This window comes from Paenibacillus sp. 01T47 (assembly GCF_056398245.1).
This window is the reverse complement of the sequence record NZ_JBFTPA010000012.1, coordinates 176,834-194,633: the sequence shown is the minus strand read 5'-3', so window position 1 is coordinate 194,633 and position 17,800 is coordinate 176,834. Positions and strand designations below refer to the sequence as shown.

The window sequence follows — 17,800 nt, the reverse complement described above, 5'->3', positions numbered from 1 at the left end:
CTAAAAGAGAAGTTCCTTTATGTACAGCCCCAATATGGCCTTAGTATGATTCTCTTGTCTATTTATTCGTAAAGAACGGCTTTAACTTCTTCGTTATCGATGTTGGATTTATCGTACCATACGAAACCGCTGTCGATAGCGGGTTCAACCGTTTCGCCTTTGGCAGCCGCAACTGCGGCTTTAACCGTTTCATAGCCGATACCAACCGGATTTTGGGAGATAGCGCCAGCCATCGTGCCATTCTTGATCGCATCAATTTGTGCTTTACCGGAATCATAACCGATAACCGTTACTTTACCGACCGTCTTGGCTTCCATTACTGCATTAATAACACCAATAGCGGAGCCTTCATTGGTACCGAAGAAGCCCTTGAGTTTTGGGTACGCTTGCATAATCGCTTTTGCCGCATCGGTCGATTTGAGATGATCTCCCCCGCCATACTGAATATCTACGATTTTAATATTCGGGTATTTTTCCTCGATACGTTTCTTGAAGCCATCACGACGATCGATGCCCGTACGGCTCGTTTGGTCATGGGCAATAATCGCAATCTCGCCCTCGCCACCGATTAATTCCGCCATTTTATCTGCTGCAACACCAGCGGCAACCGCATTATCCGTTGCTACTGTACTAAGCGGAATGTCACTGTCCACGCCGGAGTCGAATGCGATAACAGGAATGCCGGCTTCTTTAGCTTTCTTGAGCAGCGGGATTGAAGCTTGGCTGTCCAGCGCGGCGAAACCGATTGCGCTAGGTTTTTTATCCAATGCCACTTGCAGCATTTCAAGCTGTTTGTCTACTTGAGATTCAGATTCTGGGCCTTCGAAAGTAATATCCACATTCAGCTCGGCTGCAGCCTTCTCTGCGCCGATCTTAACCGCTTGCCAGAATTGATGCTGGAATCCCTTGGAAATAACCGGTACATACATTTTTTCCGTGTTAGCAGGCGCTTCAGAGCTCGGTTTTTTAGTTGACTCTGGTGCATTCGTAGGTGAATTGCTGCCTCCGTTCGAGCTGCAAGCGCTAATGAATACTACAAGTACCAAAGCCGCCATCATCCATACTTTTCTCATGTTCATATCCCCTTCATCATGAATTATATTTGCATTTATATATAATCTCACAAGGAGACTATATCGCTGTTAAGCCTTGCGACGACGCAAAATATCCGCATATACCGCGAGTAATATAACAAAACCAACCACGACCGTCTGCCACTCCTGAGGAACCGACATGATGCGTAAACCGTTCGTCAACACGCTCATAATAAGAGCACCGATTACGGTTCCCAAGATCGTTCCCTTGCCGCCGCTTAGTGAGGTGCCGCCGATAATTACCGCTGCTATCGCTTCCAGCTCGTAACCCGCACCGAGTGAAGGATGTGCCGTGTTCAACCTTGATGCCATCAGAATGCCGGCAATTCCCGTAAACACGCCTGTTATCGTATAAATCACGATTTTCCAATTTCGCACATTAATGCCGGATAGACGCGTCGCCTCTTCATTGCTGCCGATTGCGAAGTTGTAACGGCCAACAATCGTTCGGGACAATAAGATGCTCCCGAGGATGGCTACGATGAAAAAAATAAGGACAGCGTTCGGAATATCAAAGCCTGGAATAAGGTCACCTAATACCGATCCTAATGATATTTCCATAAAAACTTCATTGTCGGTAAAATAGATCGGCTTGGCTCCAGAGATAACCAATGCTAACCCTTTGGCAATCATCATCATCGCGAGCGTGGCGATAAATGGCGGAATTCCCAGTCTAGCAATCGTAAAGCCCGATAAAAATCCGCATAACGCCCCGGTTAGCAAACCGCCGATAATACCGATCGGAATGGGCAGCCCCCAGATCGTAATGAAGACGCCAGTCATGACTGCGGACAGCGTCATGACTGTGCCAACCGAAAGATCAATGCCGCCCGTAATAATGACGAACGTCGAGCCTAACGCCAGTACGCCGATAACCGCGGTGGAGAGCAAAATGCCAATGATATTGGAGAAATGAAAGAAATTATCCGATGCGATAGAAAAAAAGATGACGAGCAAAATCAAACTTCCAAATACTAAGAGCTGCTGCAGCCCTGACTTAATCGCAAAATGCGATTTCTGCTCAACCACTGTTGTTTTATTCATGCTTCTCTTCCTTTCCCTCCCGACCTTATCCGATTCGATCTGTTGCATAAGTCATGATCTGCTCTTGGGTCGCGAGATGATCATTCATAAGCTCCCCGGTAATTCTTCCTTCGCACATCACGATGATACGATGACTAAGCCTTAAAATTTCCGGCAGTTCCGAGCTGATCATAATGATCGATTTGCCTGCAGCCGCCAAGTTCTCAAGAAGCTTATAAATCTCGCTTTTGGCTCCGATATCGATCCCCCGAGTCGGTTCATCGAAGATCAGGATGTCGCAATCCCTCGTTAACCACTTCCCAATAATGACCTTCTGCTGGTTCCCCCCGGATAGAAATTTCAGCTTCTGTTTTATGCTTGGCGTTTTTACCTTAAGCTCCTCAACAATTTGAGTCGAAACCTCGTTCATGCGTTTTTCGTTCATCCAAAAACCCGCGCTTGTGAAACGGCCTGTCGTTGCCAAAGTGGCATTCGTTGAAACATCCATTTCCAGCAGGCAACCAAAGTGCTTTCTATCCTCGCTCAAATACCCAATGCCATGCTTCACGGCCTGATGGGGTCCGTTAATCCGTACCTTGCGGCCATGCACGTGGATCTCACCGGAATCGAGGGGATCAGCACCGAAGATTGCCCGAGCAACCTCCGTTCTTCCTGCACCGACTAATCCGGCTACGCCAAGTATTTCTCCCTTCCGCAGCGTGAAGCTCACGTTATGAAGAACATTTCTACGGTTTAGATTACGTACCTCAAGCATGCTTTCGCTCGATTCGTCCTTTAACCGGTTCGTCTTATCCGATTGATAGAGCTCTCGGCCCACCATCATCGAAATAATTTTTTCGATGCTTGTATCAGCGGTCGCAACCGTATCAATGTAGCTTCCGTCTCGCATAACCGTGATGCGATCGGTAATTCGTTTCAGCTCCGCCATACGGTGAGAGATGTATACAATGCCTACCCCTTTAGCTCGCAGCTGGACGATAATCTTAAACAATTCCTCAATTTCCGCATCACTAAGCGCCGCTGTCGGTTCGTCCATGATTAGCACTTGAGAGTCGTAGGAAATGGCTTTTATAATTTCAACCATTTGCTGCTTGGCGACCGTCAGCTTCGATACAAGCGTGGTAGGATCGATATCGAGATTCATTTGTCTGAGCAAAATGGAGGTTTGTCGATTCATCTCTTTCTCGTCCAGAAACAGTTTTATCGCTTTCCGCGGCTCTTTGCCGATAAAAATGTTTTGCGCGACGGTTAGATCGGCTGCGAGATTCATCTCCTGATGAATCATGCTGATTCCCTTTTTTTGAGCGGCTCTTGTATCCGGAATACGTACTTCTTCGCCCTGATAGAGAATGCGTCCCTCGTCCATCTGATACACGCCTGTCAACACCTTCATCATGGTCGATTTCCCGGCGCCGTTCTCCCCAACAAGTGCGTGTACCTCGCCAGGCCGCAGGTCGAACTTACAATCCTTTAAGGCATGAACCCCGGCAAAGCTTTTCACGATTCCTTCCATCTGTACAAGGCTTTCACTCATCGCTTCATCTCCCCTCTCCATATTCATGTTGTTACCGATAACTTTACACGGTTCATTCCGTCACTTACATGTGATTTCTTCTTGTAAGAGTCGAATAATTTTTGGGATTCAATTCATTAGAGGAAACTAAACAATTTGTTTTGGACGCTATGCGAGCAGATCATTCTTACGATCGCGGTTGCAGCCAGATTCTTGGATTTGATTAGACATTTAAAGGTTAGAATCCGGCCGCAAAGGCGAACACTTCGTTTCTCCAGAACGATCTTCTCGCTTCGCTTAAACTACTAGTTCAACCTATTTAGTCGTTAACAACAAAAAGACAGAGCAGGCTTTCGCCTACTCTGCCACTCTCCCATTATTCTCAATCTCGTTCATCTATTCATTTCCAACAAACGGAAACAACAGCTTCTGATTCTCCTCTTCATACATATTTTGTTTCGTTATAAGCAGTGAGCCCGTATCGATAAGCTTCGCAGCCTTCTTGCCCTTAACAACCTCCATGGCTGTTTTGATGCTGAGATAGCCCATTTGAAAAGGCCTTTGTAGCACCGTAGCATTCATGACGCCTTCATCCAAAAGCTTAATCTCGTTGAAAGAACTATCGAATCCAATCAGCTGCACTTTCCCCTTTAATCCCAGTTCCTGAATGGCTCTTCCCGCTCCAACCGTAGTCGGCTCGTTGAGACCAATAATTCCGAACACATCCTTATGCTGCTGCAGCATTTCCATAGCCAGCAAATAGGAATTTTGCTCGGAACCCTCGCCATTGTACGTACCTAGCATTTCGATTCCAGGATAATTCTCTAATACTTCATGAACGCCCTTTTCCCTGTCGATATGAGAAGCAGCGCTTTTGACATAGCTGATAATCGCTATTTTAGCCTTATCTTTGATCAAGCTTTTCATCGCTTCGCCCGCTTCTCTGCCAGCGCTGACGTTGTCCGTCGTTACGATGCTGTCGGCTGCATCTGACTTGATTCCCGAATCGACGATAATAAGCTTAATTCCGCTTTTCTTTATTTTCTCTGCGACGGGTACGAGTCTCTCGTAATCGGTCGCCGCCAATACGATTGCATCTGGCTTATTTAATATCGCCTTCTCCACAAGGGCAATTTGTTCATCAACGTCCGTTTCCGACTTTGTCCCCCATACCTGAACGTTTACATTGAACTCTTGGGCAGCTTCATGCACGCCGTCGATTAATACCTGCCAGAATTCTACCGACGTATCGATTGTTTTCAGGATGACCGTAACCTCTATCTTCTTTTTCGCAGATAATCCATTATGCCCATATACAAAAACAGCCACTGCGATGAGAAGGAGTGCAACGGCGGTTGTTACCCACTTATGACTTCCTGCCATGTCTCTCGTCCTCCAAAACTTGGCGTAATTTAGGAATACGAATATATACGATTGTTCCCTCTCCTAGCACGCTCTGGTAGGTTAATCCGTATTGCGCCCCGTAATAAAGCTTAAGCCGTTCCTGAACATTTTGCACGCCGACTCCTCTTTCGCCCTCCGTAATGGAAGCTGGAAGATGAAGCGACTTTAATTTCTCCTCATCCATCCCATTCCCGTTATCTTCAACAATCAGAATAATGTCCGTGTCCGTTTCTTCGCAAGCAACCCGGATGAAACCAGGTCCCTGCTTCATCTTAATGCCATGATAGATCGCATTTTCAATAAGCGGCTGCATAATGATTTTGATGACCCGATATTCCTGAATGGATTCGGATATTTCGATATGATAATCCAGCTTATTTTTATACCGCATTTTCTGGATCATTAGATAATTCGTAATATGCTCAATTTCAGTTTTAATCGAAACCAGCTCCTCGCCCTTGCTGATCGATGAGCGGAAAAGCTTGGCAAGCGCCGAAGTCATCAACACAACTTCCCTAGACTTATTGCTCTCGGCCATCCATACAATGGAATCAAGGGTGTTATAAAGGAAATGAGGATTGATTTGGGCTTGAAGGGCACTGATCTCACTCTTGCGTTTTAGTTCCTGATCGAGTACCGTCTGCTGCATCAGCTCTTTAATTTTCCCGACCATCATATTAAAAGCTCTTGCAAGCCTCTGGATTTCTACCGTTTTGTGACCGGGGACATGGATATCGAAATTCCCCTTTTCCACTTCCTTCATATAGCCCTGCAATCGTTTGATTGGTTGGCTGACTCTATGAGACAAGAATAATGAAATAATAATTCCGATAATAATACAGATGATTCCCAAAACAATAATAGACAGCAGCACATTATTTTGATTTTCAGCTAATTCGCTTACATAGGAGACACCGACAATTTTCCAGCCAAACTCAGAATCCTGAACCGTATACATTCGGCTTTCGCTGCCTTGGTTGCTTATGAACGTTCCGTTTCTGACCTCCAGCACTTTATCGATCATCTCTGTTTTCAAATTACTATAAATCAATTGCTGCTGGGGATGATAGACGATTTTCCCATCTGAATCGATGATGAATAAATATCCTCTTTGGCCTAGTCGAATATCCTTGAACATGTCATTCATAACGCTGAAATTCAAATCGACCAAAAAAACGCCCAGCTTCTTGTTCCCGTTCTTGCTGACCAGTTCCCTGCTCAATGATACGACCCAAGGATACATGTCTTTAAAAATAGGCTGCACGTGAGAAGAGGAAATAACGCTTTGCCCGCCCATGCTTTTAGCGTTCCTATACCAGTTCATACTTGTAATATCGACGTTTGGATTTAGCTCGAGCTCTTTGCGGCCGGACACGAACTGTCCGCCATAACCGAAAATATTTGCTGAGCTAATATCCGTTCGGGATACCAGCATCGCACCTAGCATTTCGGAGATCGCTTCCTTATAATCCTTCTCTTCCTTTAAGCTATTAAAAGAAGCTGAGGATAAATAAGCTTGAACCGCATAATTGCCAGCCACAAGATCAGACATATACTTCATGCCGTTAATGTAGGATTTAATATTGTTGTTTACCTGTTTCACCAGCTCAGTAGTGTACGTCTGCGCTGTGGAATTGACGGAATCCTTAGTTAAGTAAAAGGAAGTAACGCTCATCATAATGCTCGTCATAATGATGAGCGCGACCGAGGCAAGCACCATATTTGTCTGAATACTAGGCAATCGCGAAAACATTCTCACTCGTATCACACTAACCCTTTTATTTTTTTATGGCGATAATCCGTTGGGGTTTCTCCAGTATGCTTCTTAAATGCGCCGCTAAAATAATGAGGATCGCTGTATCCAACTGCATATGCGATCTCATAGCTCTTTAAAGCTGACACGATTAATAACTCCTTCGCTTTCTCCATACGCAGATAGGTTACGAATTCCACGAACGTTTTACCGTTGGTTTGCTTGAATATGGTGCTGAAGTAACTTGAGCTCATCGATACGTGATAACACACCGACTTTAATGATAGCTTCGGGTCCATATAATGCAGCTTGATGTACTCTATCGCCTTCGCGACTTGGAACACGCATTGATGCTCCCGCATGCTTTTGATTGATCCGACTACTTTCGCACATTGCTCCTTCAGCCACACTTCAACTTCACCCATCGACGCAAACTTCGTCATTTCATTCATTGGTGCTTGGTTTGCTCCGAACACTTGTGCACTGTCAATGCCCATGACATAGAGCGTGTGCATAATCGTCAATACAATCCGTTGCAGATACATGTGGCAAATATCGAATGGAAAAGCATGTTCGCGGAACATGATGAAGATTTGCCCAATCCATTCATCCATCTCTTCCGGTGATCCGGTTTTCAGTTTCGTGACCAGTTCACTTTCCCAATCAATGAGCGACAACAACTCCGGACGCTTACGCTGCTCCATATCCCATATGCATATAATTTGATTGGTACCAATGACAAAACGATAATCAAGCGCTGACAAAGCAGATTGATTTAAACGCTGCACTTTGTCCGTTAAGCTGCATACATGTCCGATGCCTATAGAAAGCTTAACAGGCAAATAATCGGTTATCGTACTGTGAATTTCTTCAGCCACCTGCGTCGATAGATCATGCAGTTCATCCCTCTGATGACTAGAAATAATGACATGCACACGGTTTTCCCGATCTCTAAAAATAAGTGTCCCGGAACGGTCAGCTATAATTTCCTGGGCAATGTTATAAACAGCAAAACGAATAAGTTCCTCGTCGGACAACGTCTCAGGCTGGCTCCATACGAACTCGTCTACTTCTATGGCAAGCTCGATCACGAAGGAGCCGTCCCACTCTATATCAAAATAACTGAAGTTCTCATTCTTTTGTTTTTCTGTCATCGGCGAAGTCGCAAATCGTTCCAAAAAACGCTCTTTCAACAAAGGCTGGCTCTCCCTCAATTGACGCTTCAGCTGCTCGAAATCTTGCATTTGATTTCTTTCGCTGTCAAGCTCAGAACGAAGCTTACAAATGACCTGCTCAAGTTCCGCTGCCGTAACCGGTTTTAAAATATAGTCGACCGCTTGCAATTTCAAAGCCTGCTGGGCAAAATCGAAATCATCGTAGCCTGTAAAAATAATGACCTTCACTTTCGGAAAACTGGTCGAAAGCTCGCGCGTCAGCTCAATGCCGTTCATGAACGGCATTCCAATATCGGTCAACACGACATCCGGCGTATGACGGTTAATGAAATCAAGCGCTTCCTTGCCGTCCTCGCAGCTGCCTATGCATTCAAAACCTAGCCTTTCCCAATCCATTTGATCTTCTATCGCTTCTCGAACCAGCGCCTCATCGTCGACAATTAACAACTTGTACATAAGATCCCCGCCTTGTTATCTAAGGTACTTTGCATGTTTACAACAACGATCTAAGATGTTAACAGGAATATTTGAAAGCGCAATCATATTGCTTGGGTCGAAATTGTTGAAGCAGGACATGTGGTCTATGAAGTATTCTCTTAGCTGTAGATTGAATTTAAAATAGAGGAATTGACTTTATACGAATTCCTTTAATCGTATAAGAGGAATTTGGCTATGTAAATGTAAATATATACGGAGTTAGTCGAATTTTCTCTTCTTATAGACGTATAACAAATCCAAGGTTACGCGCCATTCATACCTTTTAGTCGCTGCGCTTAAACTTCATTTCTTTTGTTCCATTTAATCATAATTAAATTGTTTCTTCATTCATCCTAACATCCGATTTATAACTTCACCAACTACAAACCAAACCCTCTATTTGATTTAACATTCATAGAAGTCCATTCAATGATGGAATGCTGAGCGATTTTGATGCCGTGCTCATAGGTGATTAGTGTTCTGGTCAAGTACGCTCAGCCATTGTAATGGCGCTTCAATGCCTAACTATACAAAGGCAAATAAAAAGGATGTCAGCCTTGGCTAATCGCCGCTGACATCCTCACTGTTTAAGACTCTACGATCCGCTGGCAATAATTCTGCTGACTGATCTTTTTAATACTCCTCCAGCTCCAAAATACGGAGCAGAATTGTAATTACTTCCGCTCTAGTTGCCACGCCATTGAAGTCAAACTTGCCGCCTTCCTTGCCCTGCATAATCCCTTTTGCAGCTACTGCGCCAATCGCGCCCTTTGCCCACTCTGGCAGTTTAGCTTGGTCAGTAAAGTTTGCTGCTTTGTCCTTTTGGTCTTCCAGCTTCAAAGAACGAGCAATCATAACTGCAAGCTCAGCGCGTGTCAAACCGCTATTAGGACGCAGCGTTCCATCCGCATAGCCGCTTAAAATCCCCGCTGATACAGCCTGCTCAAGCGCTTCTTTTGCCCATGGAGCAATGTCAGCTTCATCATTAAAGGCATGCTGCTTTCCATCACTTGGTACAGTCAATGCACGGGATAACATCACTGCAAATTCCGCACGGGTTACCGCCGCATTTGGCTTGAAGGTTTGATCCTTGTAGCCAACCACAAAACCTTTAGTCACTGCCTTACGAATCGCAGCTTCTGCCCAGTGTCCGGCAATATCCTTCAATTCAACCTGGTTCTCTTGATTTCCGCCGGTGTTGCCACCGTTGTTACCTCCATTGTTACCGCCGTTGTTACCGCCGTTGTTGGTGTCAGGCGTTGTATCAACTACTGTAATCGTCAACACCTGCGGCTGTCCTGCGCTAAACTCAAACGTTAGCTTCGCAGTGCCTTTTTGTAATTTTGCCAAGTAAGCCGTCGTAATCATGATCTGATCGCTATTCACAACATAATCTGTGCCAGCCTGCAGCAATGCACTGCCGTTCTTAATGGCTGTCAGTGTATTCCCTTTAAGCTCCAGCTTTATTGTAGCCGCTTGCTGCTTGCTAGGGTTCAAATCAAATTCAGCAGCTGCTGGGCTGATTTCACTATCCTGAACGATAGGTTTGATTTTGTTAAGAAGATCCGTTTTAACTTCGCCGTCTGCCATAATCGTAACAAAGTTGCGAGCTATAGCGTTATCGGCAGCTAATCCAGACGCGAGAGCCTTTGAAACGGCAGCCCTTGCCGATGCTTCAAGCATTTCATTGTATTTGCCTGCGCCTAACAGATATACGTCTGTAAATGAATTTGAATTTTTTAATTGTCCACTTTCAACTTCAAAGGTGGATCTGGTGCTGTCTGATTCACGCGAGCTGTCAGATTCATTGAGCATGATTGATATTCCGATTCTTCCGTTCGTAAGCTCCGATGCAGGATTATTATGAACGGTATTAAACGGAATCTTTAAATCGTAAATCGTCGTTTTCGTATCTTCATCTCTCGTAATCTTTGCTGCGATATCAGTTATCGGAGCAGTCGGTGCATTGGCGCCTGTGGGACGAGTCCATGCCCATATTACATCTTTGTTGTCATTGGTGAGCGCGAACCCCAATTCATTCCGCGTAGTATTGTTGGTTGCGGGATTGCGTAAATCAATGCCTAACTGCAAATTATCCTCTCTCCATATATTTCCTCCAGTTTGGCTATTGAAGTGCACGTCGTCTGTAACGACAATGTATGCGTATAAATTGCTGTCGTCCCATGCGAAATGCGATCCAACGCTGAGGTCTTGCGGACCATCCCACGTCCCTGAAGTGACATAATCTTTGGTGTCCATTACAAATGCCGGCGTTGCAGCACTCTTTGCCGGATTTTCTGCACCTGCAGAACTTACCTTTTCAGCGTATGCTGCGTCAAATTTTGCCGTATAGGTGTATGCTTTTCCGTCATCGAGTTGAAGCTTGAATGTAATCAGACCTGCGGCATAATACGGTAAATCTACGGTTACGGATTCGCCTGCCGCAAGCGCGTTAAATGTAATGGGAGTGAAATCTTTAGCATAAGCAGCCGGGGATACAATTGTTAATGTTCCGGGTGCAGAGGCTCTTCCTCCGACATTATACTTAACGATGAATTGTTGTTTATCTCCGTTTTTGGTTAGGTTGAATACAAACGGTTCCGCCAATAAATCCGAGCCGTAAATGCCGTACGGATTGTCCGCTGGAGTGCTGTTTCTCAAACCGGATGCGTAATAATTGTTGCTAAGTTCTACCGATGTGCCGCTCTCGCGCAGCATGGCATACACATTATTATTCTGGCCGTTCTTGGACGGCTGGAAGTAAGAAGTGTATACATGCGCCTTACCGCCGTGGACATCAATACCCGGATTGTTGCCGGGCAGCTGAGTGAAGTTTGCTTGCTGTAAGCGAACGATACCGTTATTTACGATTGCTCCCGCTACGGTCGGGCTACCCCAGAACGCGCTGTTGTACAGGACAAGTTCAGCGTCTTGGTGGATTTTCGCGGTATTAGCTGCATCTCCCATTCTGACATACGCTCTATTCGGCTCCGTCGTGATGTTCGTATTAACCAATTCCGAGTTGATCGCGATTATTTTGGTGTGTTCGTCCGCGTCTTCCACATAGAGAGCGTACGTGGTTCCGTCCGAACCGTGGCCAATCATCGTCATTTTTCCGGGGTATGCGAATTCGCCGTTCCCCAGGTCTCTTTTCAGGAAGTGTATGCCGTATACCGAGCCGAAAACGAAATTGTTGAAAATCGTCTGGTCTTCCACATCCGCGAATTTGAGCGCACTCATGTATCTTTGTACGAAACCGTACAAATCGCCGGTAGGTGCCGAATATCCTTGGCCTCCCGGAAGTCTCAAAGCGTAATGCGGATTGAATTGCATATTTCTAATAAATCCGCCTTCCGCGCCTCCTCCGACCCAAATGCCTGCTCTGAGGAGCGTGCCTCCTAAATAATCAACATAGTGACCATCTGTTTTATAGGAAGCCAGATCTATCCCTTTATCCCCAATTGGGATCGTTAAATTGATTGCATATACGCCTGCGCCTTGTCCCTGTACCAAAAACGGAGTTTTTAGCGTTAGGTTAGGGTTGTCGAGATTGACGCTGGTTATATTTGTTTGCGTAATGTTAAGTCCTCTGAGCCCTGCGTTTGCCTTAAGCTGAATAAGAGAATTTCCATTTTCTCCCTCATTCCCGCCGGTGTACGCTGTAAAGATCGCCGTGCCGCCGCCTTGAGTATGATGCTGTACGTCCCATGTTCCTCTGAGTTCAACACCCTCGGGAACGATGACGGGATTATTCAGTCTATATCTTCCACCAGGTAAATAGATCGTGCCGCCACCGTGATTAGCTTTAATATAATCAAGAGCTTCCTGCAGCTTTGCAGATATATCCACGGTCGGTGCGTTGCCTGTTAACGAGCGCGGGAAGTCAAGTCTAAGCACTGCGCTTGATGTTGGTCTCGGGTGTACGTCAATATCTGTTTTTACGTCTTTCGGAATAGGTTCAAACAGATAATCAACATCATTAACGATTTGTACAGCGGTGTTATTGCCGTCAGCCTTAACATCAAGTTCAAGGTTATCGATGTGAGCGGCAAGGTTAGCGCTCTCGATGTTAAGGTTATAACCTGAATTTACTGATTTGAATGTTCCGAAGTTTACTCCCAAATGTGCATGTTTGTCTGCCTGTTTGAAATTGCTCTGACTGACTAATGCGTTGCCTCGACCCAGGAAGTTCAGCGCATAATTGTCATATTCGTCAAACGTACTATCCTCAAAGGATATCACTCCGCCTCTGGCGTTGCTTACAATCGGACCTTTAAATGCAACTCCGTTGAATTGAACAGAAGTGTCGAAACGTTCGTTGAAATATACTGCTGTGTCGCCTCCGAATTCCGAGTTCGAGAGCAGCAGACCGAAACCGTTAACGTTGTCAATGTATATACCCGTTTGACTGTCTTCGATTTTTAATCCGTAGAACTGCGCGTTCGGTGCTTCGTCGCCGCCAGGTTCTCTTCCGATCCACATCCCCGTCTTATACCCGGAAATATTTAATCCCGAGACATATTCCCAATCTGATCGGTGCATCATGAATCCAGTAGCATTCGCTCTTGTGTACGCTCTCGCGTCCGATAGAGACGGTGCGCCGTCAAGACCTGAATTCGCCCAGTATTTCGGGTCAATGTCAACGTTCTCGATACGTCCGATATCTGTACAGGTGTGAACCACGATGCCCTTGTAGAGAGCCGTCATATTGCTGTTCACAACATAATGCATTTCGCTCGGCAGGGAAATGAATCCTCCCCAAGCGTTTACAAGAGTAACGTTATCAAGCGTCACGCTGTTTCCGGTTCTCTGATAGAACGTCCACGGATACGGAATTCCTTTGATGTCCTCAAATTCCCCTGTCTTCTGACCATCTGCGTTCCTCTTTTCAACAGTGGTTGTAGCATTAATATCTTGATTCGGATACCATACGGAAAGGTTTGTTACACCTGTGCCTTGTTCCATGTCTATGAATCTATCGGACACGTTAGCTACTTTTTTGCCGCCTGTCTGATTTTCTCTCTCGTCAGAGTCAACATACGTATCATAATTGGCGGAATTATGTCCGGCATAGACTGCGAGAATGGTTCCGTCGATTTTACCATCGTAATCGTCCGCATCCGGATTATCCCATTCGCCGCGGAGCTGTACGCCTGCCCGCAAATTTAAAACCTGTTTATATTCGTAGGTTGTACTGCCTGTCGTGCTTTGAACGCTTATTGTGCCGGTAGTTTCCGTGTAGAACGCAAAGGTTCCCGCCGGAATATAGACTACGCCGCCGCCGTCATTATAAGCCGCATCAATCGCGGCCTGGAAAGCCTCTCTATTATCGAAATCAACTAAGCCCTCCGCTTCGGCCATCTCTGCTGTTTTCGCACCGAAAGCGAGTACGTTAAAGTCCGATATTGCCCAATCTTTCGCGTCGTGTTCCTGAACGATTGCCGCTCTCATGTGTTTTGCGTAATCATATCGATCCGGAACTGTAAGCACAAATGTTTTAGACTGGGTTACAGGAGCGGCTACCGGACCTCTTTTTACCGTCGCCGTGAGCGTTACCTCGCCTCCGCCGTCCGGACGGTTTGTCGGTATCACGCCTGCAGTGGTTATAAGGGTAGCAGCGGATGTCGTCCATGTAATATCCGTCATATTTTCACCCATGGACGGGAGAACTAAGTTCGTCGTCACATTTGTCTCAGAAGCATTCATGCCTTTGATTAAATTCCATGTCAGTTTATTCAACATATCGTTTACCGCTTCCTCGTCGGTTCCGGTCCCTGTTCCGCGAACGACGATATTAAAAGTTTTAACAACAGGTGTTGCCGTTCCTTTGCTTACTGTCGCCGTAAGTGTTACGGATGTATTCACTCCTTGACGAACTACTGCGCCGGTGTTGCTGTTGATCACCGTGTTATTGGCAGATGCCCACACAATGCTCGTACTCGCTGAACCCGCCTTAGCAAGATTCAAATTGGTTTCAACCAGGTCCTGTCTGGTATTCGTACCCTTGATCGCGTCCCAAGTAAGCGCGTCCGAAACAAGTTTTACCGCTTCTTCATCCGTTGGAGGAATTTCGGTTATTCGTATGCTCTGTATGATTGCTCCGGCTGCACCGATCCGGAAGTGCGCGCCTTGGTTTTGTGCTCCTATCGCAAAATTAGCTCCGTTAAGCACACCCTTTGAAGTCACCCAAGCGTTTCCGCTTCCTGTCGCCGGAAGGCTCGCTGATCTATACGCTTCAAATCCAGAGAAACTGCCGGGATATATGGTGTTATACTGTAACGAAATACCGCCCGCTGCGCTCGGTCTCCAGTATGTGACCGCTAATTCGACCTTGTTTGCTTGCTTAAGCTTAAGATCGTCTACAATGACGTACATAAAGTTGCCGATCTTCACAGCGTCTACGCCGCTTTGAGTGACTACATCCACTGCGGTACCGCCGTCTCCGATAAGACTGATGCCTATGCCATTGCCTTGTAGTCCTTTGTACGGTCCAGCTGGATCTCCACCGTCGCCGAAACCGCTTCCAATGGTATCGACGGCATCAAATGATTCAGGATCGTTGAAGTTAATGAACACTTCAGCAAGTACGTTAGTCGTACTGGCTACTGTCAAATTGAAAATTTTATGAACAGGTGCTGCATTGCCTTTGGTTATTTTCGCCGTAAGGGTTACGGCTTTTCCTACGTCAGGGTCGCGAGTTACACTGCCAGTTGCGGGATCTATAATACCTGCCGGTTCAGCAGTCCATGCAATAGCCGTATCGTTCGCACCGGTTGCATGAAGTGTCAACCCTGTTCTTACTTCGGATTGAATAGCATTCGAATTCCTGATCGTATCCCATGTCAGCTTATTTGCTGCGTCCGATATTGCTTGATTGTCGTCAAGATGCTCCACTTTAACTCTTGTATGCGTTCCTGCGAAAGGATATTGCGTATTTTGAGCCGTGCGTGCGAATGTATAATAGATGTTGCCTGTTGGTTTTGTAAATGAAGCAGTATAAACGCCTGTACCCAGAGTACCCGTCGTCCAATCGCCGACCGCAGGAGCGTTACCAGTGGTGTTGATTGCAAACTGCACAGCCTGGCCGTTTGCAGGCGCTGCTGAGGATAACGTAACGTTGCCCGTTGTCTCAACAGCCGTGGGAATAGGTTTCGGAGAATCCACGGTATTCTGAAAACGCGGGTTCTTGATATAGATGTCGCCTTGGGGCACGGATGACCATTGCATTTGCAATCTCCCTGCCTGTACCGTGTCCAAATGAATGGGATTGAAACCATTCGGAGAATTGGCCGTTGATAATTGCGCATAAACCGTAATCCATTCATTAACCTTTCCATTTTTGATTTCGTTAACATTAAGGTTAAGACGCGAATTGGTGTCAAGATTGTTACCGCCACTTGCCATCGCGATCCAGTTATTGCCGCTGAGCTTTAAAAGGTCCGTATGTGTAACATACATATCAAAGACAAAATATTGATTCGCATAAGCTGATAAATCCTGATTGCCGCTGCTGCTAACAAAGCGGGCATCCCAAAGCCGTTCAACGCCGGCGCCTATTTTTCCAGCGCCCAACTTAACCGCGTTATTTCCGTCCGGCGCAATAGCGCTGCTTGTTCCCTCTTCTATATTAGGAAAATACGTCGCAGCCCGGGCGTTGACCTCCGCCGGCACGGCTCTCACCGTCAAGGTAAACGTTTGTGTAGCACTTGCATTGCCCTTGGTTATTGTCGCCGTGAGTACGACGGTTTTGTCTACTTCTCTATTCAATAAACGATTTACGCCTCCGGTGCTGCTTATTGCCGCATTGTCCGAAGACCAGGCTACGTTAGTTGTTCCTATTGCTGTCGGAAGGCTAAGTTGTGATTTTACATCGTTATTCGAAGTATTACTGCCTTTAATCGCATCCCATGTCAGAGACGCCGCCGCCTCATTAACCAATGTTTGTTCATCAATAGACGTTACCGTAATTCTTGAAGATGCGCCGATGAAGTTGTAACTGTTGTCTGCTTTCGCCCGCGCGAATACATAATAAGTCTGCGCTGAAGGCAATGTGGCAAATTGATGAGAATAAACATTATCGTTTTTACTTCCATCCACCCACCCGGATGCGGGAGCGATCCCATCTTCGCTTATTGCAAATTCAACAGCTTGCCCGCTAGCCGGTGCGTTCGCAGTTACTGTTTTTGTTGCTACATCAAGTGCGGGAGCCGTTGACGGCGAAACCGGAACACCTAACGTACTTTTCTGGAAACGCGGGTTTTTTATGAAAACGTCAGTGCTAGGGACACTCGTATCCCATTGCAGATGCATGGCTAGTCTGGTCACCTTGTCTAACCAGGCGTCATTGAAATTCCCGGCTACGGCACTTGACGTAGATAACTTCGTATAGACCGTCGCCCATGTTCCCACTGCAGCATTTGTGACTCCGCTCAAATCAAGCTGGAGACGAGAATCTGCGTTGAACTTATCCGCAGCGGGATTACTGTCGCTTACGATGACGAGCCAGTTATTGCCTAGCATATTTTTAAAGCTCGCATTTGGAATATACATCTCGAAAACGAAGTATCCGTCCTTGTAAGCGGATACATCTTTTAGAGGCGCTACGCTTGGCGTGAAGAGGTTATCCCAAGGCCCCCCGCCCTTTGAGGTTCCGGTGTTTAAACTCCACGCTTTCTGTCCGTCCTGCGCATCGGCGTTTGTCGCCGTATTACCATCTGCGCCTGCATTTACGGTCAAAAGAGATACATCATCTCCCCATGCCGCGCTGACTGCCATAAGCGGAGAAAACAAAGTAAATAGCATCGCTGTCACAAGTAAAGATGCTAATAATCGTCTTTTTTTCATTCTCAAATTTCCTCCATATATCCTATTTTTAGGTTTTGAAGAGATCCCATAACTCTTTCAAACTTCTTCACTTAAATACTAAATTCAAAACTTTCTATGATTTTATGTAGTGCACAAAAAAAAGTGATCCTTTACACCCAATATGAACCCCTCATGTGTGGCCTGACAACACTTTCCCGCTTTTATGCTGGCTGCCGCATCACCTCTACTATTCCATATGTCTAGTCTTGTAAATGCAATCCCGTCCACAATTGACCCGATGTTAGCGTTTTCACGAGCTCAAAAAAATAACAAGATTCAAAGAGCGATAAGCGTACGTGCAAATAACGTAATCTCACTACTTCTTTTAACCCTGTAATAAGTTCCCGGAACACGATTTGTATATTGGGGACTTATCTTATCATACGAGTGTTGCAATAAAGTTCCAATGAGGTAGTCTTATCCTTTACAGGGGCAATATTAATTTAATGAAAACAGAGCGCCGTCTCGCTATCAT

The 17,800-nt window shown here is 45.9% G+C and carries 7 protein-coding genes; all 7 read right to left on the bottom strand.

The window, feature by feature from the left end; translation table 11 throughout:
• Nucleotides 1–62 precede the first annotated feature (62 nt).
• Nucleotides 63–1,079 (bottom strand): substrate-binding domain-containing protein, encoded by a 1,017-nt coding sequence (locus tag AC1DOV_RS22400; RefSeq protein WP_477551116.1) that lies wholly within the window; start codon nt 1,077–1,079, stop codon nt 63–65.
• A 63-nt stretch (nt 1,080–1,142) separates the two neighbouring features.
• On the bottom strand, nt 1,143–2,138 hold the full coding sequence (locus AC1DOV_RS22395; RefSeq protein WP_477512820.1) for an ABC transporter permease: 996 nt from the start codon (nt 2,136–2,138) through the stop codon (nt 1,143–1,145).
• A gap of 25 nt (nt 2,139–2,163) precedes the next feature.
• On the bottom strand, nt 2,164–3,672 hold the full coding sequence (locus AC1DOV_RS22390; RefSeq protein ID WP_477551115.1) for a sugar ABC transporter ATP-binding protein: 1,509 nt from the start codon (nt 3,670–3,672) through the stop codon (nt 2,164–2,166).
• 375 nt (nt 3,673–4,047) lie between these two features.
• Nucleotides 4,048–5,034, bottom strand: coding sequence for a substrate-binding domain-containing protein (locus tag AC1DOV_RS22385; RefSeq protein WP_477551114.1), 987 nt, complete (start codon nt 5,032–5,034; stop codon nt 4,048–4,050).
• On the bottom strand, nt 5,018–6,796 hold the full coding sequence (locus tag AC1DOV_RS22380) for a sensor histidine kinase (RefSeq protein ID WP_477551113.1): 1,779 nt from the start codon (nt 6,794–6,796) through the stop codon (nt 5,018–5,020). Before AC1DOV_RS22380 ends, AC1DOV_RS22385 begins: the two co-directional genes overlap by 17 nt.
• Nucleotides 6,797–6,819: 23 nt before the next feature.
• Nucleotides 6,820–8,439, bottom strand: a complete 1,620-nt coding sequence (locus tag AC1DOV_RS22375) for a response regulator transcription factor (protein WP_477551112.1) — start codon at nt 8,437–8,439, stop codon at nt 6,820–6,822.
• Between the two features lie 654 nt (nt 8,440–9,093).
• Complete coding sequence (locus tag AC1DOV_RS22370; RefSeq protein ID WP_477551111.1) at nt 9,094–17,304, bottom strand: immunoglobulin-like domain-containing protein; 8,211 nt, start codon at nt 17,302–17,304, stop codon at nt 9,094–9,096.
• Nucleotides 17,305–17,800: the final 496 nt, after the last annotated feature.